General features: G+C 47.0%; 27 protein-coding genes. 19 read left to right on the forward strand and 8 right to left on the reverse strand.

The window, feature by feature from the left end:
* Positions 1–49: 49 nt before the first annotated feature.
* The 7 genes from srtB (at position 50) to BUA56_RS05180 (ending at position 4113) form a co-directional block, all read left to right on the forward strand.
* The gene (srtB, locus tag BUA56_RS05150) at positions 50–862 is read left to right on the forward strand and encodes a class B sortase (protein ID WP_242946722.1); all 813 of its coding nucleotides are present in this window, start codon (positions 50–52) and stop codon (positions 860–862) included.
* Complete coding sequence (locus BUA56_RS05155; RefSeq protein WP_187143923.1) at positions 859–1584, forward strand: NAD-dependent protein deacylase; 726 nt, start codon at positions 859–861, stop codon at positions 1582–1584. Before srtB ends, BUA56_RS05155 begins: the two co-directional genes overlap by 4 nt.
* Before the next feature lie 18 nt (positions 1585–1602).
* Entirely contained in the window at positions 1603–1788 is a 186-nt protein-coding gene (locus BUA56_RS05160) for a DUF951 domain-containing protein (RefSeq protein WP_072849568.1), read from the forward strand.
* 111 nt (positions 1789–1899) lie between these two features.
* Positions 1900–2187, forward strand: a complete 288-nt coding sequence (gene rpsF, locus BUA56_RS05165) for a 30S ribosomal protein S6 (protein WP_072849569.1) — start codon at positions 1900–1902, stop codon at positions 2185–2187.
* An 85-nt stretch (positions 2188–2272) separates the two neighbouring features.
* Positions 2273–2719 carry a single-stranded DNA-binding protein gene (locus BUA56_RS05170; protein WP_072849571.1) on the forward strand — a complete coding sequence of 149 codons (447 nt, stop codon included), beginning with the start codon at positions 2273–2275 and terminating at the stop codon, positions 2717–2719.
* Positions 2720–2738: 19 nt separating this feature from the next.
* Positions 2739–3002 (forward strand): 30S ribosomal protein S18, encoded by a 264-nt coding sequence (rpsR, locus tag BUA56_RS05175; protein WP_072849573.1) that lies wholly within the window; start codon positions 2739–2741, stop codon positions 3000–3002.
* Positions 3003–3117: 115 nt separating this feature from the next.
* On the forward strand, positions 3118–4113 hold the full coding sequence (locus BUA56_RS05180) for an SPL family radical SAM protein (protein ID WP_072849575.1): 996 nt from the start codon (positions 3118–3120) through the stop codon (positions 4111–4113).
* Between the two features lie 56 nt (positions 4114–4169).
* Here the strand turns inward: BUA56_RS05180 and BUA56_RS24065 are convergent, their stop codons facing one another.
* Positions 4170–4274 carry a hypothetical protein gene (locus tag BUA56_RS24065; RefSeq protein ID WP_207650911.1) on the reverse strand — a complete coding sequence of 35 codons (105 nt, stop codon included), beginning with the start codon at positions 4272–4274 and terminating at the stop codon, positions 4170–4172.
* Positions 4271–4444: a hypothetical protein gene (locus BUA56_RS22920; RefSeq protein ID WP_158640978.1), complete on the reverse strand. Its 174-nt coding sequence runs from the start codon at positions 4442–4444 to the stop codon at positions 4271–4273. Before BUA56_RS22920 ends, BUA56_RS24065 begins: the two co-directional genes overlap by 4 nt.
* A gap of 302 nt (positions 4445–4746) precedes the next feature.
* Here BUA56_RS22920 and BUA56_RS05190 point away from each other — a divergent pair, with 302 nt between their 5' ends.
* Positions 4747–4950 carry a 4Fe-4S binding protein gene (locus BUA56_RS05190; protein ID WP_072849579.1) on the forward strand — a complete coding sequence of 68 codons (204 nt, stop codon included), beginning with the start codon at positions 4747–4749 and terminating at the stop codon, positions 4948–4950.
* The gene (locus BUA56_RS05195; RefSeq protein ID WP_072849581.1) at positions 4947–5546 is read left to right on the forward strand and encodes a 4Fe-4S binding protein; all 600 of its coding nucleotides are present in this window, start codon (positions 4947–4949) and stop codon (positions 5544–5546) included. The genes BUA56_RS05190 and BUA56_RS05195 overlap by 4 nt, the downstream gene beginning before the upstream one ends.
* A gap of 92 nt (positions 5547–5638) precedes the next feature.
* On the opposite strand, the gene BUA56_RS05200 is transcribed toward BUA56_RS05195, so the two are convergent.
* The 3 genes from BUA56_RS05200 to BUA56_RS05210 form a co-directional block, all read right to left on the reverse strand.
* A complete protein-coding gene (locus tag BUA56_RS05200; protein WP_072849582.1) occupies positions 5639–7075 on the reverse strand; it encodes a Na+/H+ antiporter NhaC family protein in 1437 nt (478 codons plus the stop codon).
* A 33-nt stretch (positions 7076–7108) separates the two neighbouring features.
* On the reverse strand, positions 7109–8083 hold the full coding sequence (locus BUA56_RS05205) for an ornithine cyclodeaminase family protein (RefSeq protein WP_072849584.1): 975 nt from the start codon (positions 8081–8083) through the stop codon (positions 7109–7111).
* A 239-nt stretch (positions 8084–8322) separates the two neighbouring features.
* Entirely contained in the window at positions 8323–8955 is a 633-nt protein-coding gene (locus BUA56_RS05210) for a GntR family transcriptional regulator (RefSeq protein WP_072849586.1), read from the reverse strand.
* 404 nt (positions 8956–9359) lie between these two features.
* Between BUA56_RS05210 and BUA56_RS05215 the strand changes: the two genes are divergently transcribed.
* On the forward strand, positions 9360–10907 hold the full coding sequence (locus tag BUA56_RS05215; protein ID WP_072849587.1) for a BCCT family transporter: 1548 nt from the start codon (positions 9360–9362) through the stop codon (positions 10905–10907).
* A 109-nt stretch (positions 10908–11016) separates the two neighbouring features.
* On the opposite strand, the gene BUA56_RS05220 is transcribed toward BUA56_RS05215, so the two are convergent.
* Positions 11017–11406 (reverse strand): desulfoferrodoxin family protein, encoded by a 390-nt coding sequence (locus BUA56_RS05220; RefSeq protein ID WP_072849589.1) that lies wholly within the window; start codon positions 11404–11406, stop codon positions 11017–11019.
* 185 nt (positions 11407–11591) lie between these two features.
* Here BUA56_RS05220 and BUA56_RS05225 point away from each other — a divergent pair, with 185 nt between their 5' ends.
* The 8 genes from BUA56_RS05225 (at position 11592) to BUA56_RS05260 (ending at position 19631) form a co-directional block, all read left to right on the forward strand.
* Positions 11592–12122, forward strand: a complete 531-nt coding sequence (locus BUA56_RS05225; protein ID WP_072849591.1) for an FmdE family protein — start codon at positions 11592–11594, stop codon at positions 12120–12122.
* A gap of 107 nt (positions 12123–12229) precedes the next feature.
* Positions 12230–13009: a class I SAM-dependent methyltransferase gene (locus BUA56_RS05230; protein ID WP_072849593.1), complete on the forward strand. Its 780-nt coding sequence runs from the start codon at positions 12230–12232 to the stop codon at positions 13007–13009.
* Positions 13002–14720 (forward strand): methyltransferase domain-containing protein, encoded by a 1719-nt coding sequence (locus BUA56_RS05235; protein ID WP_072849594.1) that lies wholly within the window; start codon positions 13002–13004, stop codon positions 14718–14720. Before BUA56_RS05230 ends, BUA56_RS05235 begins: the two co-directional genes overlap by 8 nt.
* The gene (gene nikB / locus BUA56_RS05240; protein ID WP_072849596.1) at positions 14717–15664 is read left to right on the forward strand and encodes a nickel ABC transporter permease; all 948 of its coding nucleotides are present in this window, start codon (positions 14717–14719) and stop codon (positions 15662–15664) included. The genes BUA56_RS05235 and nikB overlap by 4 nt, the downstream gene beginning before the upstream one ends.
* Positions 15661–16491 carry a nickel transporter permease gene (nikC, locus tag BUA56_RS05245; protein ID WP_072849598.1) on the forward strand — a complete coding sequence of 277 codons (831 nt, stop codon included), beginning with the start codon at positions 15661–15663 and terminating at the stop codon, positions 16489–16491. The genes nikB and nikC overlap by 4 nt, the downstream gene beginning before the upstream one ends.
* Positions 16492–16494: 3 nt before the next feature.
* Positions 16495–18072: an ABC transporter substrate-binding protein gene (locus BUA56_RS05250; protein ID WP_072849600.1), complete on the forward strand. Its 1578-nt coding sequence runs from the start codon at positions 16495–16497 to the stop codon at positions 18070–18072.
* On the forward strand, positions 18065–18871 hold the full coding sequence (locus BUA56_RS05255) for an ABC transporter ATP-binding protein (protein ID WP_242946723.1): 807 nt from the start codon (positions 18065–18067) through the stop codon (positions 18869–18871). Before BUA56_RS05250 ends, BUA56_RS05255 begins: the two co-directional genes overlap by 8 nt.
* Before the next feature lie 4 nt (positions 18872–18875).
* A complete protein-coding gene (locus BUA56_RS05260; protein WP_072849602.1) occupies positions 18876–19631 on the forward strand; it encodes an ABC transporter ATP-binding protein in 756 nt (251 codons plus the stop codon).
* Here the strand turns inward: BUA56_RS05260 and BUA56_RS05265 are convergent.
* Complete coding sequence (locus BUA56_RS05265) at positions 19628–20509, reverse strand: sensor histidine kinase (RefSeq protein ID WP_072849604.1); 882 nt, start codon at positions 20507–20509, stop codon at positions 19628–19630. The genes BUA56_RS05260 and BUA56_RS05265 overlap by 4 nt on opposite strands.
* Before the next feature lie 8 nt (positions 20510–20517).
* Entirely contained in the window at positions 20518–20643 is a 126-nt protein-coding gene (locus BUA56_RS23855; RefSeq protein WP_278320845.1) for a response regulator, read from the reverse strand.
* A 177-nt stretch (positions 20644–20820) separates the two neighbouring features.
* Between BUA56_RS23855 and BUA56_RS05270 the strand changes: the two genes are divergently transcribed.
* A complete protein-coding gene (locus BUA56_RS05270; RefSeq protein WP_072849606.1) occupies positions 20821–21366 on the forward strand; it encodes a hypothetical protein in 546 nt (181 codons plus the stop codon).
* Positions 21367–21485: the final 119 nt, after the last annotated feature.

Here is a 21485-nt window from a genome sequence, read left to right on the forward strand (position 1 = left end):
TGGGGTGGAAGCGAGAGGGCGGGGGTGGTATAATTTTGATAGTAAATGCATGAGAAGGATAGGAGAAGCTATGGGAAAACAGAAGAAAAGAAAGAAAAGGGGCGCAGGAGATATTGTCCGCAGTGTACTGCTGATTGTATGCATCGGTATATTTTTATTTTCTGCCTTCCAGTTATTTCGTATTTATATGGAGTACAAAAAGGGATCGGATGAATATGATTCCATAAAAGACACTGCCGTCATTGAGCCGGCCAGGGAGGAGACTGGGGAGGAAACAGAGGAACCCCAGATTCAGGCCCCGCAGATAGATTTTGCGTCTCTTCAGGCCACGAACCCCGATGTGGTGGGGTGGCTGGAACTGGAGGCGATTGATATCAGCTACCCCATTGTGAAGGGAAAGGATAACGATAAGTATCTTCATTATACCTTTGAGGGGAAGAAGAACGCGGCTGGGGCTATTTTTATGGAATATACCAATAAATCAGATTTTTCGGACTGCAATACAATCATATATGGGCATAATATGAAAAATGGTTCCATGTTCGGGCAGCTGAAGAAGTTTCAGCGGGAGGATGTGTACTCTGTAAGCCCTTATCTGTGGATCTGTACGCCCGGCGGAAGCTATCGGTATGAGATTTTTTCCTATCACACCACAAGTGCCACAGGGGATACGTATACCCTTTTCAGTGCGCCAGGTCAGGAATTCCAGCAGTATCTGGATAAAATGAAGAGTTCTTCAGAGATAGAAAATGATGTTCAGGTTTCACAGAGCGATAAGATCGTTACATTATCTACCTGCACCGGAAATGATAAGACAAGATTTGTGGTTCAGGCCAAACGCCTGCCGGAGGTGTATAAATGATGAAAGAAATAAAAGAGCTGCAGCAAATTATTGACGAACACGATAATATTGTGTTTTTCGGAGGCGCGGGAGTGTCTACTGAGAGCGGGATTCCGGATTTCAGAAGTGTGGACGGTCTGTATAACCAGCAGTACGACTATCCTCCGGAGACAATCCTGAGCCATACCTTTTTTATGAGAAATCCACAGGAATTTTTCCGATTTTACCAGGCCAAGATGCTCTGTGATACGGCAAAGCCCAACAAGGCCCATCTAAAACTGGCGGAACTGGAACAGGCCGGGAAGCTTAAGGCAGTCATTACCCAGAATATAGACAACCTGCACCAGATGGCGGGGAGCAGGCATGTGTGGGAGCTTCACGGATCTGTGTATCGCAACTACTGCATCCGCTGCGGCAGAGCCTATGACTTTGCCTTTATGAAGAAAGCCAGTGGGATTCCCAAGTGTGAATGCGGAGGAACGGTTAAGCCGGATGTGGTCTTGTATGAGGAAAGCTTAGACGGCCATACCCTTGAGGCGGCGGTATCTGCCATCAGCAAAGCTCAGGTTCTGATCATTGGGGGCACTTCTCTGGCCGTCTATCCTGCAGCATCCCTTATAGATTATTTCCGGGGGGAAGCCCTGGTTGTGATCAACAAGGCCCCGACACCCAGAGACAAGCAGGCGGATCTTCTGATACAGGCGCCCATCGGGGAAGTGTTCGGACAGATAACCGTAAAATAACTTTCGGAGGTTTACGATATGGTATATGAAGTGGGAGACATTGTAAGGCTGAAAAAACAGCATCCCTGCGGCAGCAGTGAATGGGAAATCCTGAGGGTTGGCGCTGACTTCCGGCTCAAATGCACGGGGTGCGGCCATCAGATTATGGTGACCAGAAAGCTGGTAGAGAAGAATACCAGAGAATTGAAAAAAAAGGCAAAATAACTTGCATTCCCATACATTTTATGGTAGAATCAAAAATTGTGATATATTATAAGATATCCTTGTTCCCTGAAGAGATCAGGGGGCCAAAAGACCAAAAGGAGGTAAAACAGCATGAACAAGTATGAATTAGCATTAGTTGTGAATGCCAAAATTGAAGATGAAGCTCGTGCAGCTGTTGTAGAAAAAGCGAAAAAATACATCGAACGCTACAACGGAACTGTAACAGAAGTGGAAGAATGGGGTAAGAAGAGATTAGCTTACGAAATTCAGAAAATGAGAGAAGGCTTCTACTACTTTATTCAGTTTGAGGCAGATGCAGCTTGTCCGGCAGAAGTTGAAAGACACGTGCGTATTATGGACAATGTTTTGAGATATTTGGTTGTTAAAAAAGAAGCATAATTTTTTAACTGAAAAGCGCCATTTTGATTATAATGGTTCTGATAGCCGATGATTGATAATTTGTAAATAATACGAGGTAATAGATATGAACAAAGTAATTTTAATGGGGCGTTTAACAAGGGATCCTGAAGTAAGATATTCAGCAGGAGAGAATGCACTGGCAATTGCCAGATATACACTTGCCGTAGACAGAAGATTTCGGAGAGACGGAGAGGCAACAGCAGATTTTATCAGCTGTGTTGCATTTGGCAGACAGGCAGAGTTCGCGGAGAAGTACTTCCGTCAGGGAATCCGTATAACCATATGCGGAAGAATCCAGACTGGAAGCTATACGAACCGGGAAGGGCAGAAAGTGTATACTACGGAAGTCGTCGTAGAGGAGCAGGAATTCGCTGAGAGCAAAGCAGTCAGTGACAGCCATGTGGGACAGGCATCACAGCAGGCCGCAGATCCGACACCGAACAATGCAGCATCTATCGATGGCTTTATGAATATTCCTGACGGCATAGACGAAGAACTGCCGTTTAACTAAAATAAGGAGGTTAAAGCTCATGGCTTACAATAAAAGTGAAAGACCAGATTCTCCAATGAAGAGAAGAGGCGGTCGCAGAAGAAAAAAAGTTTGTGTATTCTGTGGTAAAGAAAACAATGAAATCAGCTACAAGGATGCTAACAAATTAAAAAGATATGTATCTGAAAGAGGGAAAATCCTTCCCAGAAGAATCACAGGTAACTGTGCTAAACATCAGAGAGCTCTTACAGTTGAGATTAAGAGAGCAAGACATATCGCTATTATGCCTTACGTAACAGACTAAAAATGAATTTGGATAAAACCGTTATTGCTTTGTGCAGTAGCGGTTTTTTTTATGGGAATGACGCATACTAGAAGAGAAGCAAACGAAAGAACGATATCCTGGAAAGGCAAATATTATGAAATTTGACGCAGTTTATTATGAGACAGAAAGTTTGTCATACCCTCTCGGAAAGGCATTGAAGGAGAGGTTTGGCGATCTGGACTGGATCCCCATAGAGAACCACAATTCTATCAGGGAGATGCAGGAGAAACCCAATGCGGAGTTCGGGCATATGAAACGCAACTTGATCATCGGCATTCGAAAAACCCATAAATATGTAGAAAATCATAAAGTGTCTGACTATCTCGTCCCTTACACGTCCTCTGGCTGTACGGCAATGTGCCTGTACTGCTATCTTGTATGCAACTATAATAAATGTGCGTATCTGCGTCTCTTCGTCAACCGGGAACAGATGCTGGACAGACTGATACGCAAATCAGGTAAAAGTGACAGGCCTCTTACTTTTGAAATCGGCAGCAATAGTGATCTGGTGCTGGAAAATACCATAACAGACAATCTGACCTATACAATTTCACGTTTTGCAGAGGAGGGCACAGGCTCTCTCACCTTTCCTACTAAATTTGATATGGTGGATCCGCTGCTGAATCTGGACCACAGAGGAAAGGTTATTTTCCGGATGAGTGTCAACCCTCAGTCCGTGATCCGGAGGATAGAATTGGGGACTTCCGGCCTGAAGCAGCGGATCGCTGCGGTGAATAAAATGTGTGCGGCGGGATATCCCTGCGGACTTTTAATCGCTCCTGTGATATTGACAGATGGATGGAAAGAGGCATACACAGGACTTTTGGAGGAATTGAGAGAGGGACTGTCAGATCAGATGAGAGCGCAGATGTTTCTGGAGATTATACTGATGACCTACTCTTACATCCACAGGGCCATCAATGAGGAGGCTTTCCCCAATGCCCCTCAGTTGTATGACAAAGACCTGATGACAGGACGGGGAAGAGGCAGGTACTGCTATCGCCCGGAGGCCAGAGCAGAGGCGGAGGCGTTTCTGCGGGGGGAGATTCAAAGGATTCTTGGGGATGTACCGATTCTGTATATCAGTTAGAACGGCAGAACCCCATAAATTCGTATGCCCTCCGGGGAAGGCTTTTCAGGATCGTATTATTTGGGAAGTTCAATCATCTTATCCAGTTCCAGGCCATGGAATACCCCCTGAAACGTCAGATGCGTCAGAAGTTCCGCGAGATATGCAGGACTGTATTTCATGCCGTCCTCCAGCCATTTCCTTGTAATGCCGATGCACTTCCTGGATCCCCGGTGGCCTCCCACTGGGGAGATTCATAGTGTTCCTCCAGGGCGATCTTGCCGTGCATGATCTCCTGTCCGTAAGGGGCGACATAGTCATTTACATATTCTTTTCTAAATTCAAAACCCATATAGATACCTCCTGAATTCATTATGGAAATCTCTGCGCGCTGGATTTCTTTGCTTGTATCTGCATTATAGCAAACGGAAATCGGGATTGCCATCAACAGAATCCTGGTTTTTGTTCGAATTCCGCCATTCCCGGAGAGTCTGTTTGGGAAGTAGGGGAAAACAAACAAATATTCAGCTTTTGTCCTTCTTCAGCTCCTCTGCATACACAAACCCATTCCTTATGTGACTTTATTACAGAACATATTTGGATTTTAAGATATACTAAACAAATAAATAATAAGTCTATGGAGGATGTGGAACTGTGGCAAAAAGAAATGCATCTGTAATAAAGGAGATCTGTGTGGCATGCGGTGCGTGTGAGAATGTATGTCCAAGGGAAGCTGTGACTGTCTGGAAGGGATGTTACACAAAGATTAATCTGGAAAAATGTATAGGCTGCGGCATCTGCGCCAATATCTGTCCTGCCAATGCTGTAATTATGCAGAAGAAGGAGGCAGCCTTATGAGAACGAAAAAATGGTATGATTATCTTTGGATCTGGTCAATTATTTATTTTGCAATGGGGTTCTTTAATATACTTTTTGCCTGGCTGGGAATGATAGATTTTTTGCTGCCCCTCCTAATTGCTGTATTTGGAAAAAGTAAATGGTTCTGCAATCATCTGTGCGGGAGAGGACAGCTCTTTGCCCTTCTTGGGGGAAAGCTGAAGCTTTCCAGAAATAAACCCACCCCAAAGTGGATGGTTTCTAAGTGGTTCCGTTACAGTTTTCTGCTCTTTTTTATGACAATGTTCGGTAATATGGTATTCCAGACCTGGCTGGTGGCATCGGGAACCGCCGGACTGCGGGAGGCTATCAAACTGCTGTGGACCATTCGGGTACCCTGGGGATGGACCTACACCGCAGGGGCTGTTTCCCCGTGGATTGCTCAGTTTAGCTTTGGGTTTTACGGACTTATGCTCACCTCTCTGATTATCGGCCTGGCTGTGATGCTGCTGTATAAGCCCAGGAGCTGGTGTACCTTCTGTCCCATGGGAACTATGACACAGGGAATCTGCAGATTAGAAAACCGCAGAGATAATATAGAAAGAGCACAATCATAACAGAAAGCACCGGAGGACGGCATATCGGGCCGTGAGAAAGCCTCCGCTCCCCTGTATATAATTACACATACAGGGGGCAGAGGCTTTTTTCTTTACCGCCCAGTTCCATCTGTCGTGTCTGCACTGTCCGAAAGCTGCTTTACTCCCGGCTTTTCCTTCTGGAAAAACCATCCTGTAAACCCGTACAAAATCATAAGACTAATCGAGATCCAAAAGGAAAAATAGTAGGGGAGAAATTGCCCCCATGTAATTCCCAGGGAAGTGACAATCATGACATGGCTGCCGCACCAGGGAACCAGGGCACTGGTGTGCCCTGAGCCTTCCAGGGAGGCACGTGCCAGATCCAGCTTTGTCAGGCCGGCTTTTTCATAGGAATCTGCGTACATGCTGGAATTCAGGATTACCCCGGTATAGGCAGTACCGCCCAAATATGTTCCGAAGATTCCGGTAAAGACAGTCAGAAGTGTGAGAGGTCCGCGTTTTTTGGCAATACTTCCAAGCTTTACTGCTATGGCTCTCATAGCCCCCACTGGCTCCAGGGCTCCTGCCAGGGTGAACGCGCAGAAGATGATCATCATAATCCCGGCAACTGATAAAAGGCCGCCTCCGCTTAACAGCTTATCCAGACTGGCATCTCCCGTTGATGTAGTATAACCGTTATAAATAGCGTTCATTACTTCACCCAGAGCTTTTCCCTGTACGACAACTGCCAGGATAATAGCGACTACTACACCTAAGATAAGTACGGGGAGTACAGGCCTTTGACGTATACTGAAGAAAATTACCAGAGCCACCGGTAGGAGCAGTAAAAGGCTGATGTGATACTGGCCGTTTATGCCTTCGGTGAGCGTGTTGATTCCGGCAGTATCAATCTTTCCGCCTGCATAATGAAAACCTATAACGGCAAAGATAACTGCTGCTCCAATGCCTCCCAGACCGCTGGTGGGAAGCATATGTTTCCAGAGATCGAAGATATTGAGACCGTTCATTGCAGCTCCCAGATTCGTGGTATCTGAGAGAGGACTCCATTTGTCACCCAGCCAGCATCCGCATACGATAGCTCCTCCTGCAAGTCCGGGAGGGATGCCCATGCCATTGGCAATACCGATAAGAGCCACGCCGAAGGTGGCAACTACCGACCAGGAAGATCCTGTAGCGATTCCCACCAGAGTGGTAATTAAAAAAGAAGCTACCAGAAATATAGAGGGGTTCAAAATCTTAAGCCCGTAAACAATCAAGGCGGGAATGGTGCCGGAGGCAAGCCAGGAGGCGCTGATAAAACCAACCATGAGCAGTACCAGAAGTGAAGGCATACCCATCTGAAACATTTTTAGTATGCTGCCGAAAATCTCCTCCCATGAAATGTTTAATAGTAGGATTCCGTATAGCGATGTAAAGATGGCACACATTAAAATGGATAATCCGGTTGGATATTTACCGATTCCCCAAGCAAAAATTATTACATAAACCAGAAGCATAATAATCGCTTCTATAAAAGTGATTTCTCTATTCTGGGAAGTTTTTTTCATATAAACCCTCCTTGCTTTGGCAAACGATAGGTATTATAGCTCCAAACGGGTTCCTTTCCCCATTTTAACCGCTTTTTCGTATATGTATTTACCAAAGGCAATATCTTCACACCCTAATCCAATGTTCATAACCATAATTCTTTCCAGGGGATTTTCCCTGCCGGGCTTTAGTCCTGCGATAATCTCTCCTGTTTCTGCGTAATAATCAGGAATGCCTCCGGTAAATGCTCCCTGCCTTTGGTACAGTCTCGCCTGCTCTAAATCATCATTAATAAATTTATCTACGCCAAACAGGACATCATTGTACCATGCACGGCTGGACTCCAGAGGCAGGCATAACACACCTTCTTTCAGCCATTCCAAGCGGACAATGGGCTGGGTCAATTTTTGCGTGGCAGTAATCAGAATATCAGATTGCCTGGCTGCCTCCTCCGGGGTCTGTGCTGTACGGACAGGAATTCCTAATTGGCTTGATAGCTGCTCTTGGGCATGAAGGGCGGCCTCAGGGAAAATATCATATAATAAGACTTCGCTGATTTGGGGAAGCGCTTCTTTTAGAGCAACGGCATTTGTCTTGCCCTGAACCCCTGCACCGATGATTCCAAGTATCCTGGCATCTGCACTGGCGCAGCGGAGTGCAGATATGCAGGTAACAGCGGCTGTCCGCATCATCGTAGACCAGGTGGCATCCATAACTGCCAGGGGAAGTCCGGTATCTGCATCATTAATGATCTGCAGTCCTGTAGTCACGGGAATTCCTTTCTCACGGTTCGAGGGATATCCTGCCACCCATTTGACACCAATCGCATTCATTGTTTTTAAATAGGCAGGCATTGCATGCATAAAAGAGTCTGAGTAACGGTGGACGCCTGGCTTAGGGGGATTCTCTACCGTTTTATTTCCATGCTCGGATAAGGCCAGCTCCATACAATGGAAGATTTCTGGCCACTGAATATTCAGACTGCAAATGTCTGCTTCTGACAGGTACAAAAAATTATATTTGCCCATAATACATTCTCCTTTGCTATTTTTTTATTAACTGGTGTAGGAGACATCTGCGCGCATTGATATCTGGTATACCAGAAGTTGCCGATAAAACAGAAAATACAGAGAATAAAATGTTTAAACTTATGTTTTTGCAAAAAAAATAAAAGAATTTGATAAAACTAGTATACCAGTTTGCAAGGAGAATTGCAACTAAAACTTAATAGCTGCAAAAAAAATCCTGCATCGCAGGATTTTATAGCTTATTTCATATTTAAAGTATCCCAAAAAGAATCTGAGGCATTCATAATGTGCTGTGTCATATATTGCCTTGCCATATTTACATCCTGGGTCTCGATAGCCTGTATCACGTTCTGCCATTCTCTTATGCTGAAATGCCTTCTCTTGGCAGTGATCGCAGACTTAGAAGTGATTCGGTAGATGGTGTCCATCATATCAGTAATAATTTTTACAATAGTAAGATTCCCGCAGCGTTCTTTGATAACACTGTGATTATCTGCCTCGGTGAGAATATATTCTTCTATGCCGGCGTTTTCCATTATCTCACAGTTTATCTTCATACGCTGTATGTCACCTGGGGTTATATTGGGAAAGGCCATTAATACCATACTGGGTTCCAGTATGCTCCGGACCTCAAAATTATCTCTTATAGATTTGATGTCTACAGGGGCTACATAAGTACCGCTTTTGGCCCGCACATACAGCCACCCGTCATTTTTTAGCCGGTTAACAGCGCTTCTGACCGTTGTCCTGGATGTGTGAAACATATCGCAGAGATACCGTTCGCTTACCCTGGTATCCTCTTTCCATTCTCCCGACAGAATACAGGATTTTACATGTTCATATACCTGAACAGCAATTTCTGAATTTTCCAAAGTAATCTTGCCCTCCTGAGTTTTTAATGGTTTCCCGTCAGCTTTTGAAAGATGTGGGAAACTAATAGAGATAGTATAGCACAGGAAGCCCAAAATGGCTACTGTGGTAACCAGGCGGAGATGCTCTGGTCTCCGGCAGTCTAAGAGCTTTTCTGAAATATTAGTAATATGGAATTAATTGTAGGATAAAATATGTTTGTTTGTTCTATTTTCAAGACGTTAATTCCGGGTCAGCATTGACGTATCATGATTTTCATGTTACCATTATGTTATCACGATAACATAATGGCGCAGAGGAATCAGCATCTCCAACTGGCATAGATAACTTATACGTCTATAGAAGATTCTGCCATACTCTGTGTAATTACCGAGCGTGGATTGAAACAACAGAATGGAGGGTTTTCATGAAGAAAAACAATGCGGAACAGAAATCTGACACTACAAAAGCTGCTAAAACGATAGATACTTCTATCGTATGTATCGCTGTGGCAGTAACGGTGATAATATCCATTGTGTGTATCGCCTTCTCAGACACCGTATCTGTATGGCTGTCGTCTATCTTTAACTATCTGACAAACAAATTAGGATTTACTTTTATCTGGTTTGCTGCTCTGGTTATTGCATTCTGCCTGTTTATTGCTTTCAGCAAATACGGGAAGATTCGCCTGGGGGCAGATACTGACCGGCCTGAGTATTCCAATATCAGCTGGTTTTCTATGATATTTGCGGCAGGTATGGGAATCGGGCTTGTATTCTGGAGCGTTGCCGAGCCGTTGAACCATTTTTTTGCTCCGCCGGTAGCAGATCCTGCATCACCGGAGGCAGTTGTGGAATCTCTCAAGTATACCTTCTTCCACTGGGGGATCCATCCCTGGGCGCTTTATCTGGCAGTAGCTGTACCAATGGGATATTTTCACTTCAGACAGAAAAAACCAATGCTGGTCAGTTCGGTTTTTACACCCTTTTTAGAGAACAAATCTTTTAAGAAGCCTCTTCTGAAGGGAATTGACGCTTTTACTATTATTCTGATTCTTATAGGAGTTGCAACCTCCTTTGGATTGGGCAGTCTTCAGATTGCCAGCGGTCTGGACTACGTTTTTGGCTTTTCAATGGGAGATTTTACTCCTATTTTAATCATTATTGTATTTGCGGTATTGTTTATCATATCTTCTTCTGCGGGCATCGAGAAGGGGATGAAGAAGCTGAGCAACAGCAATACGGTTATTGTGTTTCTGGTACTGTTTTTTATCCTGTTTACCGGCCCTACGATTAATCTGATCAAAAGTACTACGGAAGCCATAGGCGCTTATATCCATCAGCTGATTCCTATGAGTTTCTTCCAGGATGCAGACGGAGCGGTTGCTGCCCATACGGGAGAGAACTGGATTGGAAACTGGACCATATTCTACTGGGCCTGGTGGATTACCTGGACTCCATTTGTGGGAAGTTTTATAGCACAGATATCAAAGGGAAGAACCCTGCGTGAGTTTATTCTGGCGGTTATGTCTATCCCAACGATTCTCAGCTGTATCTGGTTTGGCGTGCTTGGAGGCTCTGCTCTACATATTGAACTGGAGAACCCGGGAAGTATTGCTGTGAACGGTGTGGTAGATACCAATTCCTCTATTTTTGCCATGCTTTCCACACTGCCGCTGCCTCAGATTATATCTGTACTGGTTATCATATCCCTGTCCGTGTTCTTCCTGACCTCAGCGGATGCCGGTGTACAGGTAGTTGCCGTTATGAGTTCACGGGGTATGGAGAATAATGACAGAAAGATTAAGATTCTGTGGGGCGTGATTCTGGCAATGCTTTCTATTATGTTTGTTGTAACCGGAGGATTATCTGCAGTTCAGTCATTGTCATTTGTATTTAGTTTTCCGTTTATGATCCTTATCTGCTTTATGCTGGTATCTTTTTATAAGCAGCTGACCAAGAATGAGCTGAAATAATGCTGTGAACGCAGCGAGAATAAAACCGCGGCGTATCACGCAGAGACAGGAAAAGGCAGCAACAGACCTCAATGAATATCATTGATGCTGTTGCTGCCTTTTGGCATATTTAGATTGTGGTTTTCCAGAAACCGTGAAGATTGCAGTATGCGTATGCAGCAACCGGACGGTCGCCGTCACAAAGGAAAAATTCTGCTACAGGTTCTCCGTCGGCCTTCAGATTAATTCTCTGGCAGCCTTTTTCTGTTTCCAGATAGACCCACTCAATGCTGTGTTCCTCTGACATAGGATGGAATACGCTGCCTACTTTCACAGTTACCTGACTGCCATTGCATTCTACAACCGGCAGATGTTTTTCCTGCGCCCCGTCAGATGTGTTGGGGGTGAGCTTTTTCAGAGGAATACCGCAGCAGGAAAATTCTTCTTTCTCACCGCAGATCTCCTCGATCATGATGCCGCACTTATCACAGGCATAAAAGGCAGGTTCTTTTTTGGTCATAACATAGCCCTCCTTATTATAATGTGTCTTATTAAGATGACGCTTATAGTTTCCGCAGTTTTCTTGAAATCATTCTTTTTTCTGTATAAGAGGCTTAATCCCCCGGGGAGGCTTGCGGCCAAAAAGAGAGGATGTGTATAATCAGAGGTATGTAACAGAATTATGATAATTCAGGAGGTGCTGGGATGAAAGACAGAGAGACTTTGTGGAAGGAATGCGCAGCATTTCACGGACATGAGTGCGGAGGGCTGGCTATTGGATACCAGGCTGCTTTGTATGCGGCTGAGCTGCTGGAACTGGGATTTTCAGAGGATGAAGAGGTGGTATGTGTGACGGAAAATGATTCCTGCGGAGTAGATGCCATCCAGGTGATACTGGGATGCAGTGTGGGAAAAGGAAATCTTTTGTTCCGGCTGAGGGGAAAGCAGGCGTACTCCTTTTACAATCGCTCCGCAGGGACGGCAGTGCGGCTGGTACTGAAAACAAACCGCGGAAAACGGGGAGGAGACTGGGAGAAAACAGTAAAAAATGTATCCCCCAAAGAGCTTTTTGATGTGAAGGAGGTAAAAATGCAGCTACCGGAGCGGGCCATGATTTTTCAGTCATATGAATGCGAAGTATGCCATGAGAATACTGCAGAATCCATGCTCCGCATAGAAAAGGGCAGATATGTATGTCTGGACTGCTGGCATACATATGACAGATTTGGGCTTTAGGATATGCAGGAAAGAAAGGGAGCCGCTATCCCCCCATGGGGCTTGTGGCTCCCTTTTTGATTTGTTAAAGTAATTCTATAAAATAAATTGGAGAAAAAGAGAATACTATGGCGGAATTATTGGAGAAAATTGCAGAATATTGGAGCACCCGTACCGAGGGGTACTCTGAAGTAAATCATAAAGAACTGGAGGGCATGCAGAAGGAAGCATGGCTTGGAACGCTTACCGGGCAGTTTCCGCAGATCCCCAAAGAGGAACTGAGAATTCTGGATATCGGAACAGGCCCCGGATTTTTCCCTGTGATACTGGCAGAAGCGGGGTATCATGTGACGGCTGTGGATTACACAGAGGATATGCTGCACAAGGCCGCGGAGAATGCCGGCTCTCTGGGAGAACGTATCTCCTTTTACCGGATGGATGCACAGAACCTGGAATTTGAGGACGAGAGCTTTGATGTGATTATTTCCAGAAACCTTACCTGGAATCTGGAGAAACCAGTACAGGCGTATCAGGAGTGGTACCGGGTGCTGAGGCCGGGCGGGCGTCTGCTGAATTTTGACGCCAATTGGTATGGATATCTCTACGATGAAACCCAGCGGGAGGGATATGAGCGGGACAGAAAAAATGTAGAGCAATATCAGCTGGATGATCACTATCTCTGCACAGATATTGACGCAATGGAGGAAATTGCTTTAAAGGTTCCCCTGTCCCGGATGCAGAGGCCCGAGTGGGATCAGAGCGTGTTGGACAGGATTGGATTCTGTGAGATAAAGGCGGATGTGGATGTTTGGAGGCGTGTGTGGAGCAAAGAAGAAAAGCTCAATTATGGCTCTACGCCGATGTTTATGATTCAGGGATGTAAAGGACAGGTAGATATACATGCATAAAGAGACTGAAAATACGATCAGAAGATTTTGCCTGGAGGGGCTTTCCCTAAAGCCGGGGGAACGGATAAGCGGTGAGCTGGAGCTGGCCGGAGGGGAATTCTCACTGCCGGCTGCTGTCATCCGCGGAACAGAAGAGGGAAAAACCGTAGTCATTACAGCCGGCATCCATGGAGGGGAGTATGTAGGCATTCAGGCGGTTGTGGAGCTTTCGCAGAGCCTCAAGCCAGAGAAACTGCAGGGAACAGTGATCCTTGTAAAGGCAGTGAGCCGCAGGGCCTTTGAACACCGGGCAGGAAGTATGGGACCGGAGGACGGCAGGAATCTGAACCGGGAATTCCCGGGGGATCCCCAGGGAAGTGAGACACAGCAGCTGGCCTGGGCAATTTCAGAGGAACTCTTCCGGGCTGCGGATTATTATATCGATCTGCACAGCGGCGATGACTATGAACAGCTGGCACCTTATGTATATTATGCGGGGAAGGCCAGTCCCAAGGTAGTGGAGGCCTCAAGAAAAATGGCGGAGCAGGTGGATGTTCCCTATATGGTCCGCTCTACGGTGTCAACCGGAGGCGCCTATAATTATGCGGCATCCAGGGGGATCCCAGGGATCCTGATTGAACGGGGCGGCATGGGCGCCTGGACACCGGAGGAGGTGCAGTCAACCAAACGGGATGTGAGGAGCATTCTCTGCAGTCTGGGGATTTACCGGGGACAGAGGGGGTACAGAACCTATTATCCTCTGGACGTATCGGACATTGTGTATCAGGCCGCAGAACATACGGGGTTCTGGTATCCCAGAAAGATGCCCGGGGATCTGATCCGGGGCGGAGAGGAACTGGGGGCAGTGAAAGATTACGATGGGGAACTACTGGAGGTGTGCCGGGCGGAGTACGATGGGGTGATTCTTTATCAGACGGGAAGTCTGCAGGTTCTGGAAGACGGGCCTATGATAGCCTACGGCAGGATTGTGAGACGGCATGATGACAGAAAGGAACGAATTACAGAGTACTGGACAAAACGAAGTGACAGCTTTCTGGAACAGAGAAGGGCGGAGCTCGACAGTCCCTTGGCCAGGCGCTGGATAGAAAGGATAGAGGAGCAGATTGGGACTGGAAAGAAACTGAAGATATTGGATGTGGGCTGCGGGAGCGGATTTTTTTCCATTCTTCTGGCCAGGCGGGGCCATGAGGTGATCGGGACAGATCTGACGCCTGAGATGGTGGTAAATTCCAGAAAGCTGGCCGGGGAACAGCAGGCGGGCTGCAAATTTTTGGTGATGGATGCTGAGGCGCTGGATTTTGACGATGAAACCTTTGATGTTGTGATCTCCCGGAATCTCACCTGGACGCTTCCGGATGCGGAAAAAGCTTATACCCAGTGGTGCCGCGTGCTGAAGCCGGGAGGGATCCTTCTGAATTTTGACGCGAATTACGGGGCCTCAGACTTTTCTGACACTTCGGAACTGCCGGAAAACCATGCCCATTTTGAGGTGGGAGATGAGATGATGCGGGAGTGTGAGGAGATTAAGCGTCAGCTGCCTATCAGCACCTATATGCGTCCGGCCTGGGATCTGGAGATTTTGGGGCGGACAGGCCTGGAGAGGTTTGAAATTGACCTGGGTGTGAGTAAAAAGATATATCTGGAAAAAGATGCCTTCTATAATCCCACGCCTATGTTTATGATTTGCGGAAAAAAGGGAAATACTGTATGAAAAAATATATAGCAAAACGGCTCCTGCAGCTGATCCCCATACTGCTGGGAATTACGCTACTTTCGTTTGCGCTGATGCACAGCGCCTCCGGAGATGCGGTGGACATACTGGAGGCAAACAGGGGCGGGGTGCTGTCGGAGGAGGCAAAGGCAAAAGCCAGGGAGGAGCTTGGGCTGGACAAACCGTTTCTTGAACAGTATGCAGTCTGGATGAAACAGGTACTTACCGGTGATATGGGTAAATCTTATGTGTCGGGGAAACCTGTATTCTCTACTTTTGTGCATAAACTGCCGGCAACTATTGCCCTTACCATTGCCTCTGTGCTTGTGACTATTCTGCTGTCTGTTCCTTTGGGGGTTCTGGCTGCGGTGAAACAAAACCGGTTTTTAGACTACCTCATACGTTTCCTGAGTTTTATCGGAAACTCTCTGCCTAACTTTTTTGTTTCTCTGCTGTTGATTTATTTCTTTGCACTGAAGCTGGGGTGGTTTCCGGTTATGGGGAATGCACAGGGCTGGAAAAGTATCATTCTTCCCACTCTGACACTTGCCATTGCTATGGCATCCAAATATACCCGTCAGGTGAGAGCCTCTGTTCTTGAGGAGCTGAACAAAGAATATGTAACAGGGGCAAGAGCCAGAGGCGTAAGAGAGGGAAGGATCCTGTACTTTAGTGTCCTGAAATCGTCGATGCTTACCATTGTGACACTTCTGGCTCTGTCCATCGGATCTCTTCTGGGGGGAACCGCCATTGTGGAATCCATCTTTATGTGGGACGGGGTCGGGAAGATGGCGGTGGATGCTATTACCATGAGGGATTACCCTGTGATACAGGCTTACGTAATCTGGATGGCTGTAATCTATGTGGCAGTCAATCTTATCACAGATATTCTCTATCATTATCTGGATCCGAGAATACGTCTGGGACAGGAGGGAGCTGCATGAGGAGACAAAAAGTAAAGCTGTACGTTCTGCTCGCACTGGTTCTGATGCTCCTGGGAATTGCGGCTTTTGCACCTCATCTGGTTCCCTGTGATCCTTATGAACAGAATCTGTCCCAGGCCCTTCAGGCTCCCGGAAGAGGCCATCTGCTGGGGACAGACCGGTATGGAAGGGATATGCTGTCCAGGGTGATTATGGGTTCACAGACTACTATATTTTCAGCACTTTTGCTTGTTGCGGTGATAACTGTCACGGGAACGTCTGTGGGTCTGTTCTGCGGCTGGAGGGGAGGAAAGCTGGACTCCTTTATCATGAGAATATCGGATATCTTTTTGGCATTTCCCGGCATGGTATTTGCCATAGCGGTGGCGGGCGTGCTGGGAGGAGGGATTCTCAATGCTGTGATCGCACTGGCCTGCATCTCCTGGCCAAAGTTTGCCAGACTGGCGAGAAGCCAGGTGCTCATGATCAAAGATGCCCCGTTTGTGGCTGCAGCCAGGCTGTCCGGCTCAGGGGGAACAAAGATTGTATTCAGTCATATACTGCCCAACATACTGGGGCCTGTTCTGGTGACAGCAACACTGGATATCGGTACTATGATGATGGAAATTGCAGGCCTTTCTTTTTTGGGGCTAGGGGCCATGCCTCCCATCGCAGAGTGGGGGTCTATGATGAGCAGCGGGCGCAGTATGCTTCAGACTTCACCGTGGGTGATTCTGGCACCCGGATGCGCTATATTTGTAACAGTAATGCTATTTAATCTGCTGGGAGACACTGTGAGAGATGTGATGGATCCCAGGCAGTCAGTACAACATGTGGATAGGAGATAAAGGATGAAGAGAAGATTGACAGCAGTATTGATCTGTACTGTTCTGGCAGCGGGAATTCTTGCCGGATGCGGGAATTCCGAAGATAAAAAGGGAGAGGATGAGAAACAGGGGACCACGGCGCAGGATGGGGAAAAGGTATTTAACTATGGAACCACTGCTTATGGAGTAGAGATGGGAAATACGGGGCTTAATCCTCATGACAATTACTCCGGATGGTCTGCGGTGCGTTATGGCGTGGGGGAGACTCTGTTTAAATTTACGGAACACATGGAATTAGAACCCTGGCTGGCAGAGAGCTATGAACAGGTGGATGAGTATACGGTTAAGATTACACTGAAGGATAATATTATGTTTACCAGCGGACGAAAGCTGGACGGCCAGGCAGTGAAGGAATGTCTGGAGGATCTTGTGGCAGTGCATGACAGGGCTCCCGGGGATCTTAAGATCAAGGAGATTACAGCAGACGGCCTGACAGTAACTATAACGTCAGAGGAAAAGGTTCCTGCACTACTGAATTATCTGAGCGATCCTTACGGTGCAATTATTGATATGGAATATGGAGTGACAGAGGATAAAAACGTGGCTGGAACCGGGCCGTTTATCGCGGAGCATGTTTCGGATACGGAGATAAGCCTCAGGAAGAATCCTGAGTATTGGGGCGGAGAGGTAAAGATGGACAGTGTAAATGTAAAAGAGATTATTGACGGTGATACTCTTACCATGGCACTTCAGTCCGGAGAAATAGATGCCGCTCAGGGGCTGCCTTATGCAAGTCTGCCTCTGTTCCAGGAGAATGAAAGTTATAAGGTGAGTTCTGTAAACACCTCACGGGTATTTTTTGCGCAGCTGAACTATGATACGCCGGCTCTCCAGGATGACAGGGTGCGAAAGGCAATTGCTATGGGGATTGACAAGGAGGGCTTTACCGCAGGGCTTCTCGGGGGGAATGGGACACCTGCTTCGGGGATATTCCCCTCTAATTTCTCTTTTGGAAATGAATCGGTGAAAGCTCCCGAATACAATCCTGAGGAAGGGAAGAAGCTTTTGGAGGAAGCCGGCTATACAGATACAGACGGCGACGGGTACGCAGATAAAGGGGGAGAACCTCTGGTTATCCGCTGGCTCACGTATCCGGGGCGTCAGGAACTGCCGCTTCTGGCTGAATCCGCACAGGCAACCTTAAAAGAAATGGGCATAAAAGTAGAGGTAAACAATACGGCAAACCAGCAGGATTTTCTGGATAAGGGCGAGTGGGATATCTATGCCAGTGCCTTTGTGACAGCGCCTACCGGAGATCCCGAATATTTCTTTACTACCCATTGCCTGAAGGACTCTGCCAAGAACAGAGGAAAGTATTACAATGAGGAATTGGAAGCGCTGGAAACACAGCTCCATGGAGAATTTGACCCGGCAAAAAGAGGAGAGCTGGCAGTGAAAATGCAGCAGATTCTCCTGGACGACGGAGGCTTTATCTTTGCATCTCATTTAAAAATGTCCTTTGCCATGAAGGCAAATGTGACAGGATTTGAAGCTCATCCGTCAGATTACTATGAAATCACAGCAAATCTTGATTATGAATAGAGGACATGCAGATATGAAACAGCCGCTGCTAAAACTGGAACAGGTAGAAATCTGCTACCGCAGAACTCCTGCGGTGCACGGATTAACCTTCGAAGTGATGCCAGGGGAGATTCTTGGAATCGTAGGAGAGTCCGGGAGCGGAAAAAGTACGGTCATCAAAGGAATTATAGGACTGCTGGGAAATGAAGGCGCTGTGACAGAGGGAAAGATCTATTACAAGGGGAAAGATCTTCTGCATAGAACCCAGGAGGAACTTAGGAAGATGCGCGGCCCTGAAATGGGGATGGTGTTCCAGAATGCGGGGGCATCTCTTTGTCCGATCCGAAAGATTGAAGACCAGCTCTACGAGGCAGTCATCCAGCACGAGCACGTCAGCCGTGGGGAAGTGCGCTGCAGAGCTATGGATCTTTTTGAGAAGATGAAGCTGTCTGACGGCAGCCGGATACTGGACAGTTATCCTTTTGAATTGTCAGGGGGCATGAACCAGCGGGTGGGGATTATGATGGCCATGATTCTTAAACCCGCTCTGCTCCTGGCAGATGAGCCTACCAGCGCCCTGGATGTTACCATACAGGCGCAGGTAGTGAGGGAAATGATCAATCTGCGGGATACCTTTGGGACCAGTATTATTATAGTTACCCACAATATTGGTGTTGTGGAACGCATGGCAGATAACATAGCGGTCATGTGCCAGGGACAACTGGCAGAGTACGGAACAAAGCATGAAGTAATCCATTCTCCCAGGGAACCATATACCAGAAAACTTCTGGGAGCTGTGCTGCGTCTGAATCGGGGGTGAGGATATGAGGGAAATTTTAGAGGTCCTTGATGTAAAAAAGACATATTATAAGGGGAAACAGCCCTTTATGGCAGTGAATGGACTAAGCTTCTCGGTGGGAGAAGGGGAATGCCTGGGGCTGGTGGGAGAGAGCGGGTGCGGGAAAAGCACTGCAGCGAGGATTATTACGGGCCTGGAGAAGCCGGACAGCGGAAGCATCCGGCTGGAGGGCAGAGAGATCCGGGAGGCGGGAAGAAAAGAATGGAAACGGATTTATTCCCGCGTGCAGATGGTGTTCCAGACACCTCAGGATTCTTTTGACCCAAGACAGAAGCTGGAGGACGGCATCCGGGAGGCGCTGTGCAACCAGGGAATGAAAAAGAGGGAAGCCCAGGTGCGTATCCGGGAACTCCTGGAGATGACAGAACTGGAGGCAGAATATGCAGGGCGTTATCCCCATCAGGTCAGCGGGGGCCAGTGCCAGCGTGCCGCCATTGCCAGAGCACTGGCGGTATCCCCGAAACTTCTCATCTGTGACGAGGCCACCAGTGCACTGGACGTGACTGTGCAGGCTCAGATTGTAGAACTGCTGAAAAAGCTTCAGAGGGATACACAGATGTCTTATCTGCTGATCAGCCATGATCTGGCACTGGTACAGGCAATGTGCGACAGAGTTTTGGTGATGTATCAGGGAAAGATTATAGAAGAGGGAACACCGGATGAGGTGATTCGCTCCCCCAGGGAGGAATATACCAGAATATTAGTGGATTCAGTGTTTTAAAAAGTATCCTTTTTCAGCAGTGGGAGGAGAAAGATAAAGGCGGTTCCCTCTCCTTCTCTGCTGTCTGCCCGGATTGTCCCTCCGTGAGCCTCCACGATCCACAGAACCATAGAAAGTCCCAGACCGGAATGGGTTTCCTGTGTTCCTTTTCTGACTTTATCTTCCCGATAAAAACGTTTCCATATGTCTTTCTGGTGCTCCGGTGCAATGCCTATGCCGTCATCTTGCACACAGCCCTCCACATAATTACCTTTTTTCTGGAGAGTTATCCACGTGGAGCCGCCGCATTTTCCATATTGAATGCTGTTATCTATTAGATTAACCATCAAGCGCATGAGCAGATTCTGATCTCCCCTCACAACCAGATTATCCTCTATGTCCAGTCTCAGACGAATATTGTTTCTGGTTGCAGACGCATCCAGCTCGCCGGCAACGATCTCTGTCAGCATACTTATGTTCACAGGTTCCAGCTCCAGCCTCTCTTTGGCTGCATCCTGCCGGGCAAGCATAAGAAGCTGAGGGATGAGGGCAGATATTTTTCTGCTCTGGCCCAGTATTACTTCTATACATTCGGTCATTTCCTCTCTGGTAGTGTCCGGGAGAAGGACATACTCGCACTGGGACAGAATTACGGCAGTGGGTGTGCGCAGTTCGTGAGAGGCGTCGGCAGTGAAGCGCTTTTCATTTTCAAGGGCGGCCTCTACAGGTTTCAATGCCTTTCCCGTAATAAAATATCCACTGATAATTGCCAATACAGCCAGAAGGGGACATACGATAAATAGCAGATTAAGCAGAATGGAATTGATCTGCGAAAATGCACTGAGGGAGGCCACACCTCTTACCCAGCAGATGACCTGTGTCTCACGGGTCATGGCCATATCGTATGTCAGCCAGCGATGGCCTTCTCCCTCAATACTCTGTACTTTAAGATGTCATAGGCTGTCACCTCTGCGAAATCCAGCGCTTCCTTCCCGTCTGCACAGGCATCTACGCTGTAGTGCTCCCTCTGCATCCTCTTTTTCCTTTTCCTATTAATGATTATTATATACCACAGCCTGTCTGATTTCCTAATTGTATTAGATAAAAATGAAATTCAGATTAAAATTGGTGTTTTAATAATGTTTTAATCTTTTCTCTGTATGATGAAAATATAAATACAAAATACTATCCATAAAAGGAGGCTGCTATTATGAAAGCAAAAAGAATTGGTACAATTGCCGCCGCTGCTCTTTTGGTATCTGTGACTTTTTTTGGCGGATGCGGGGATGACAGCCGTGAAAAAGAGCTGGAAAGCCAGGTGGAACAGCTGGAGCAAAAAGTCACGGACCTTGAGGAGCAGAATACGGAGACAGATAATACCGGCACAGAATCTGCAGATAAGCCGGGGGAGAGCGCATCCGAGACGCAATCCGGGACTGAACCCCAGGTATCCCCGGAACTTCCTCCCCTGGAAGAACTGGCACAGTCAGTTAGCGCTGCTGCAGAAAAAGTGAATACTGCAAAGCCGGCCGGAACCCAGGAGGAGCAGCTCGCCCAATACCGGGAGCTCAAAAAAGAAATTGACGCCATAGATCGCAATCTGGATGTCTGGGATGACTCAATTGAGACACAGTATGAACAGGGTGCCATTACACGTGAGGAATACCGGGCAAAAGACCGGGAGATAGATTCTCTTGAGGATCAGCTGGACGAGAGTGAAGATCAGCTGGAATATCTCTTTGGAATTGATGACTAGGCGCTGATCACAAGATATTCAAATACAGGGATGAATTTATTTCTAAAATTTCAGTAAAGAATCCAACCTTTTTCCAATCGTAGTCCGAAGAAAATTAGAAAACGAACTGATAAAATATA

The organism is Lactonifactor longoviformis DSM 17459 (assembly GCF_900129135.1).
In the GTDB taxonomy this organism is placed as follows: Bacteria; Bacillota; Clostridia; order Lachnospirales; family Lachnospiraceae; genus Lactonifactor; species Lactonifactor longoviformis.

Coding starts and splice junctions, on each gene's coding strand:
- srtB (WP_242946722.1), top strand. CDS start 50: ATGAGAAGGATAGGAGAAGCTATGGGAAAACAGAAGAAAAGAAAGAAA.
- BUA56_RS05155 (WP_187143923.1), top strand. CDS start 859: ATGATGAAAGAAATAAAAGAGCTGCAGCAAATTATTGACGAACACGAT.
- BUA56_RS05160 (WP_072849568.1), top strand. CDS start 1,603: ATGGTATATGAAGTGGGAGACATTGTAAGGCTGAAAAAACAGCATCCC.
- rpsF (WP_072849569.1), top strand. CDS start 1,900: ATGAACAAGTATGAATTAGCATTAGTTGTGAATGCCAAAATTGAAGAT.
- BUA56_RS05170 (WP_072849571.1), top strand. CDS start 2,273: ATGAACAAAGTAATTTTAATGGGGCGTTTAACAAGGGATCCTGAAGTA.
- rpsR (WP_072849573.1), top strand. CDS start 2,739: ATGGCTTACAATAAAAGTGAAAGACCAGATTCTCCAATGAAGAGAAGA.
- BUA56_RS05180 (WP_072849575.1), top strand. CDS start 3,118: ATGAAATTTGACGCAGTTTATTATGAGACAGAAAGTTTGTCATACCCT.
- BUA56_RS24065 (WP_207650911.1), bottom strand. CDS start 4,274: ATGAAATACAGTCCTGCATATCTCGCGGAACTTCTGACGCATCTGACG.
- BUA56_RS22920 (WP_158640978.1), bottom strand. CDS start 4,444: ATGGGTTTTGAATTTAGAAAAGAATATGTAAATGACTATGTCGCCCCT.
- BUA56_RS05195 (WP_072849581.1), top strand. CDS start 4,947: ATGAGAACGAAAAAATGGTATGATTATCTTTGGATCTGGTCAATTATT.
- BUA56_RS05200 (WP_072849582.1), bottom strand. CDS start 7,075: ATGAAAAAAACTTCCCAGAATAGAGAAATCACTTTTATAGAAGCGATT.
- BUA56_RS05205 (WP_072849584.1), bottom strand. CDS start 8,083: ATGGGCAAATATAATTTTTTGTACCTGTCAGAAGCAGACATTTGCAGT.
- BUA56_RS05215 (WP_072849587.1), top strand. CDS start 9,360: ATGAAGAAAAACAATGCGGAACAGAAATCTGACACTACAAAAGCTGCT.
- BUA56_RS05220 (WP_072849589.1), bottom strand. CDS start 11,406: ATGACCAAAAAAGAACCTGCCTTTTATGCCTGTGATAAGTGCGGCATC.
- BUA56_RS05225 (WP_072849591.1), top strand. CDS start 11,592: ATGAAAGACAGAGAGACTTTGTGGAAGGAATGCGCAGCATTTCACGGA.
- BUA56_RS05230 (WP_072849593.1), top strand. CDS start 12,230: ATGGCGGAATTATTGGAGAAAATTGCAGAATATTGGAGCACCCGTACC.
- BUA56_RS05235 (WP_072849594.1), top strand. CDS start 13,002: ATGCATAAAGAGACTGAAAATACGATCAGAAGATTTTGCCTGGAGGGG.
- nikB (WP_072849596.1), top strand. CDS start 14,717: ATGAAAAAATATATAGCAAAACGGCTCCTGCAGCTGATCCCCATACTG.
- nikC (WP_072849598.1), top strand. CDS start 15,661: ATGAGGAGACAAAAAGTAAAGCTGTACGTTCTGCTCGCACTGGTTCTG.
- BUA56_RS05250 (WP_072849600.1), top strand. CDS start 16,495: ATGAAGAGAAGATTGACAGCAGTATTGATCTGTACTGTTCTGGCAGCG.
- BUA56_RS05255 (WP_242946723.1), top strand. CDS start 18,065: ATGAATAGAGGACATGCAGATATGAAACAGCCGCTGCTAAAACTGGAA.
- BUA56_RS05260 (WP_072849602.1), top strand. CDS start 18,876: ATGAGGGAAATTTTAGAGGTCCTTGATGTAAAAAAGACATATTATAAG.
- BUA56_RS05265 (WP_072849604.1), bottom strand. CDS start 20,509: ATGGCCATGACCCGTGAGACACAGGTCATCTGCTGGGTAAGAGGTGTG.
- BUA56_RS23855 (WP_278320845.1), bottom strand. CDS start 20,643: ATGCAGAGGGAGCACTACAGCGTAGATGCCTGTGCAGACGGGAAGGAA.
- BUA56_RS05270 (WP_072849606.1), top strand. CDS start 20,821: ATGAAAGCAAAAAGAATTGGTACAATTGCCGCCGCTGCTCTTTTGGTA.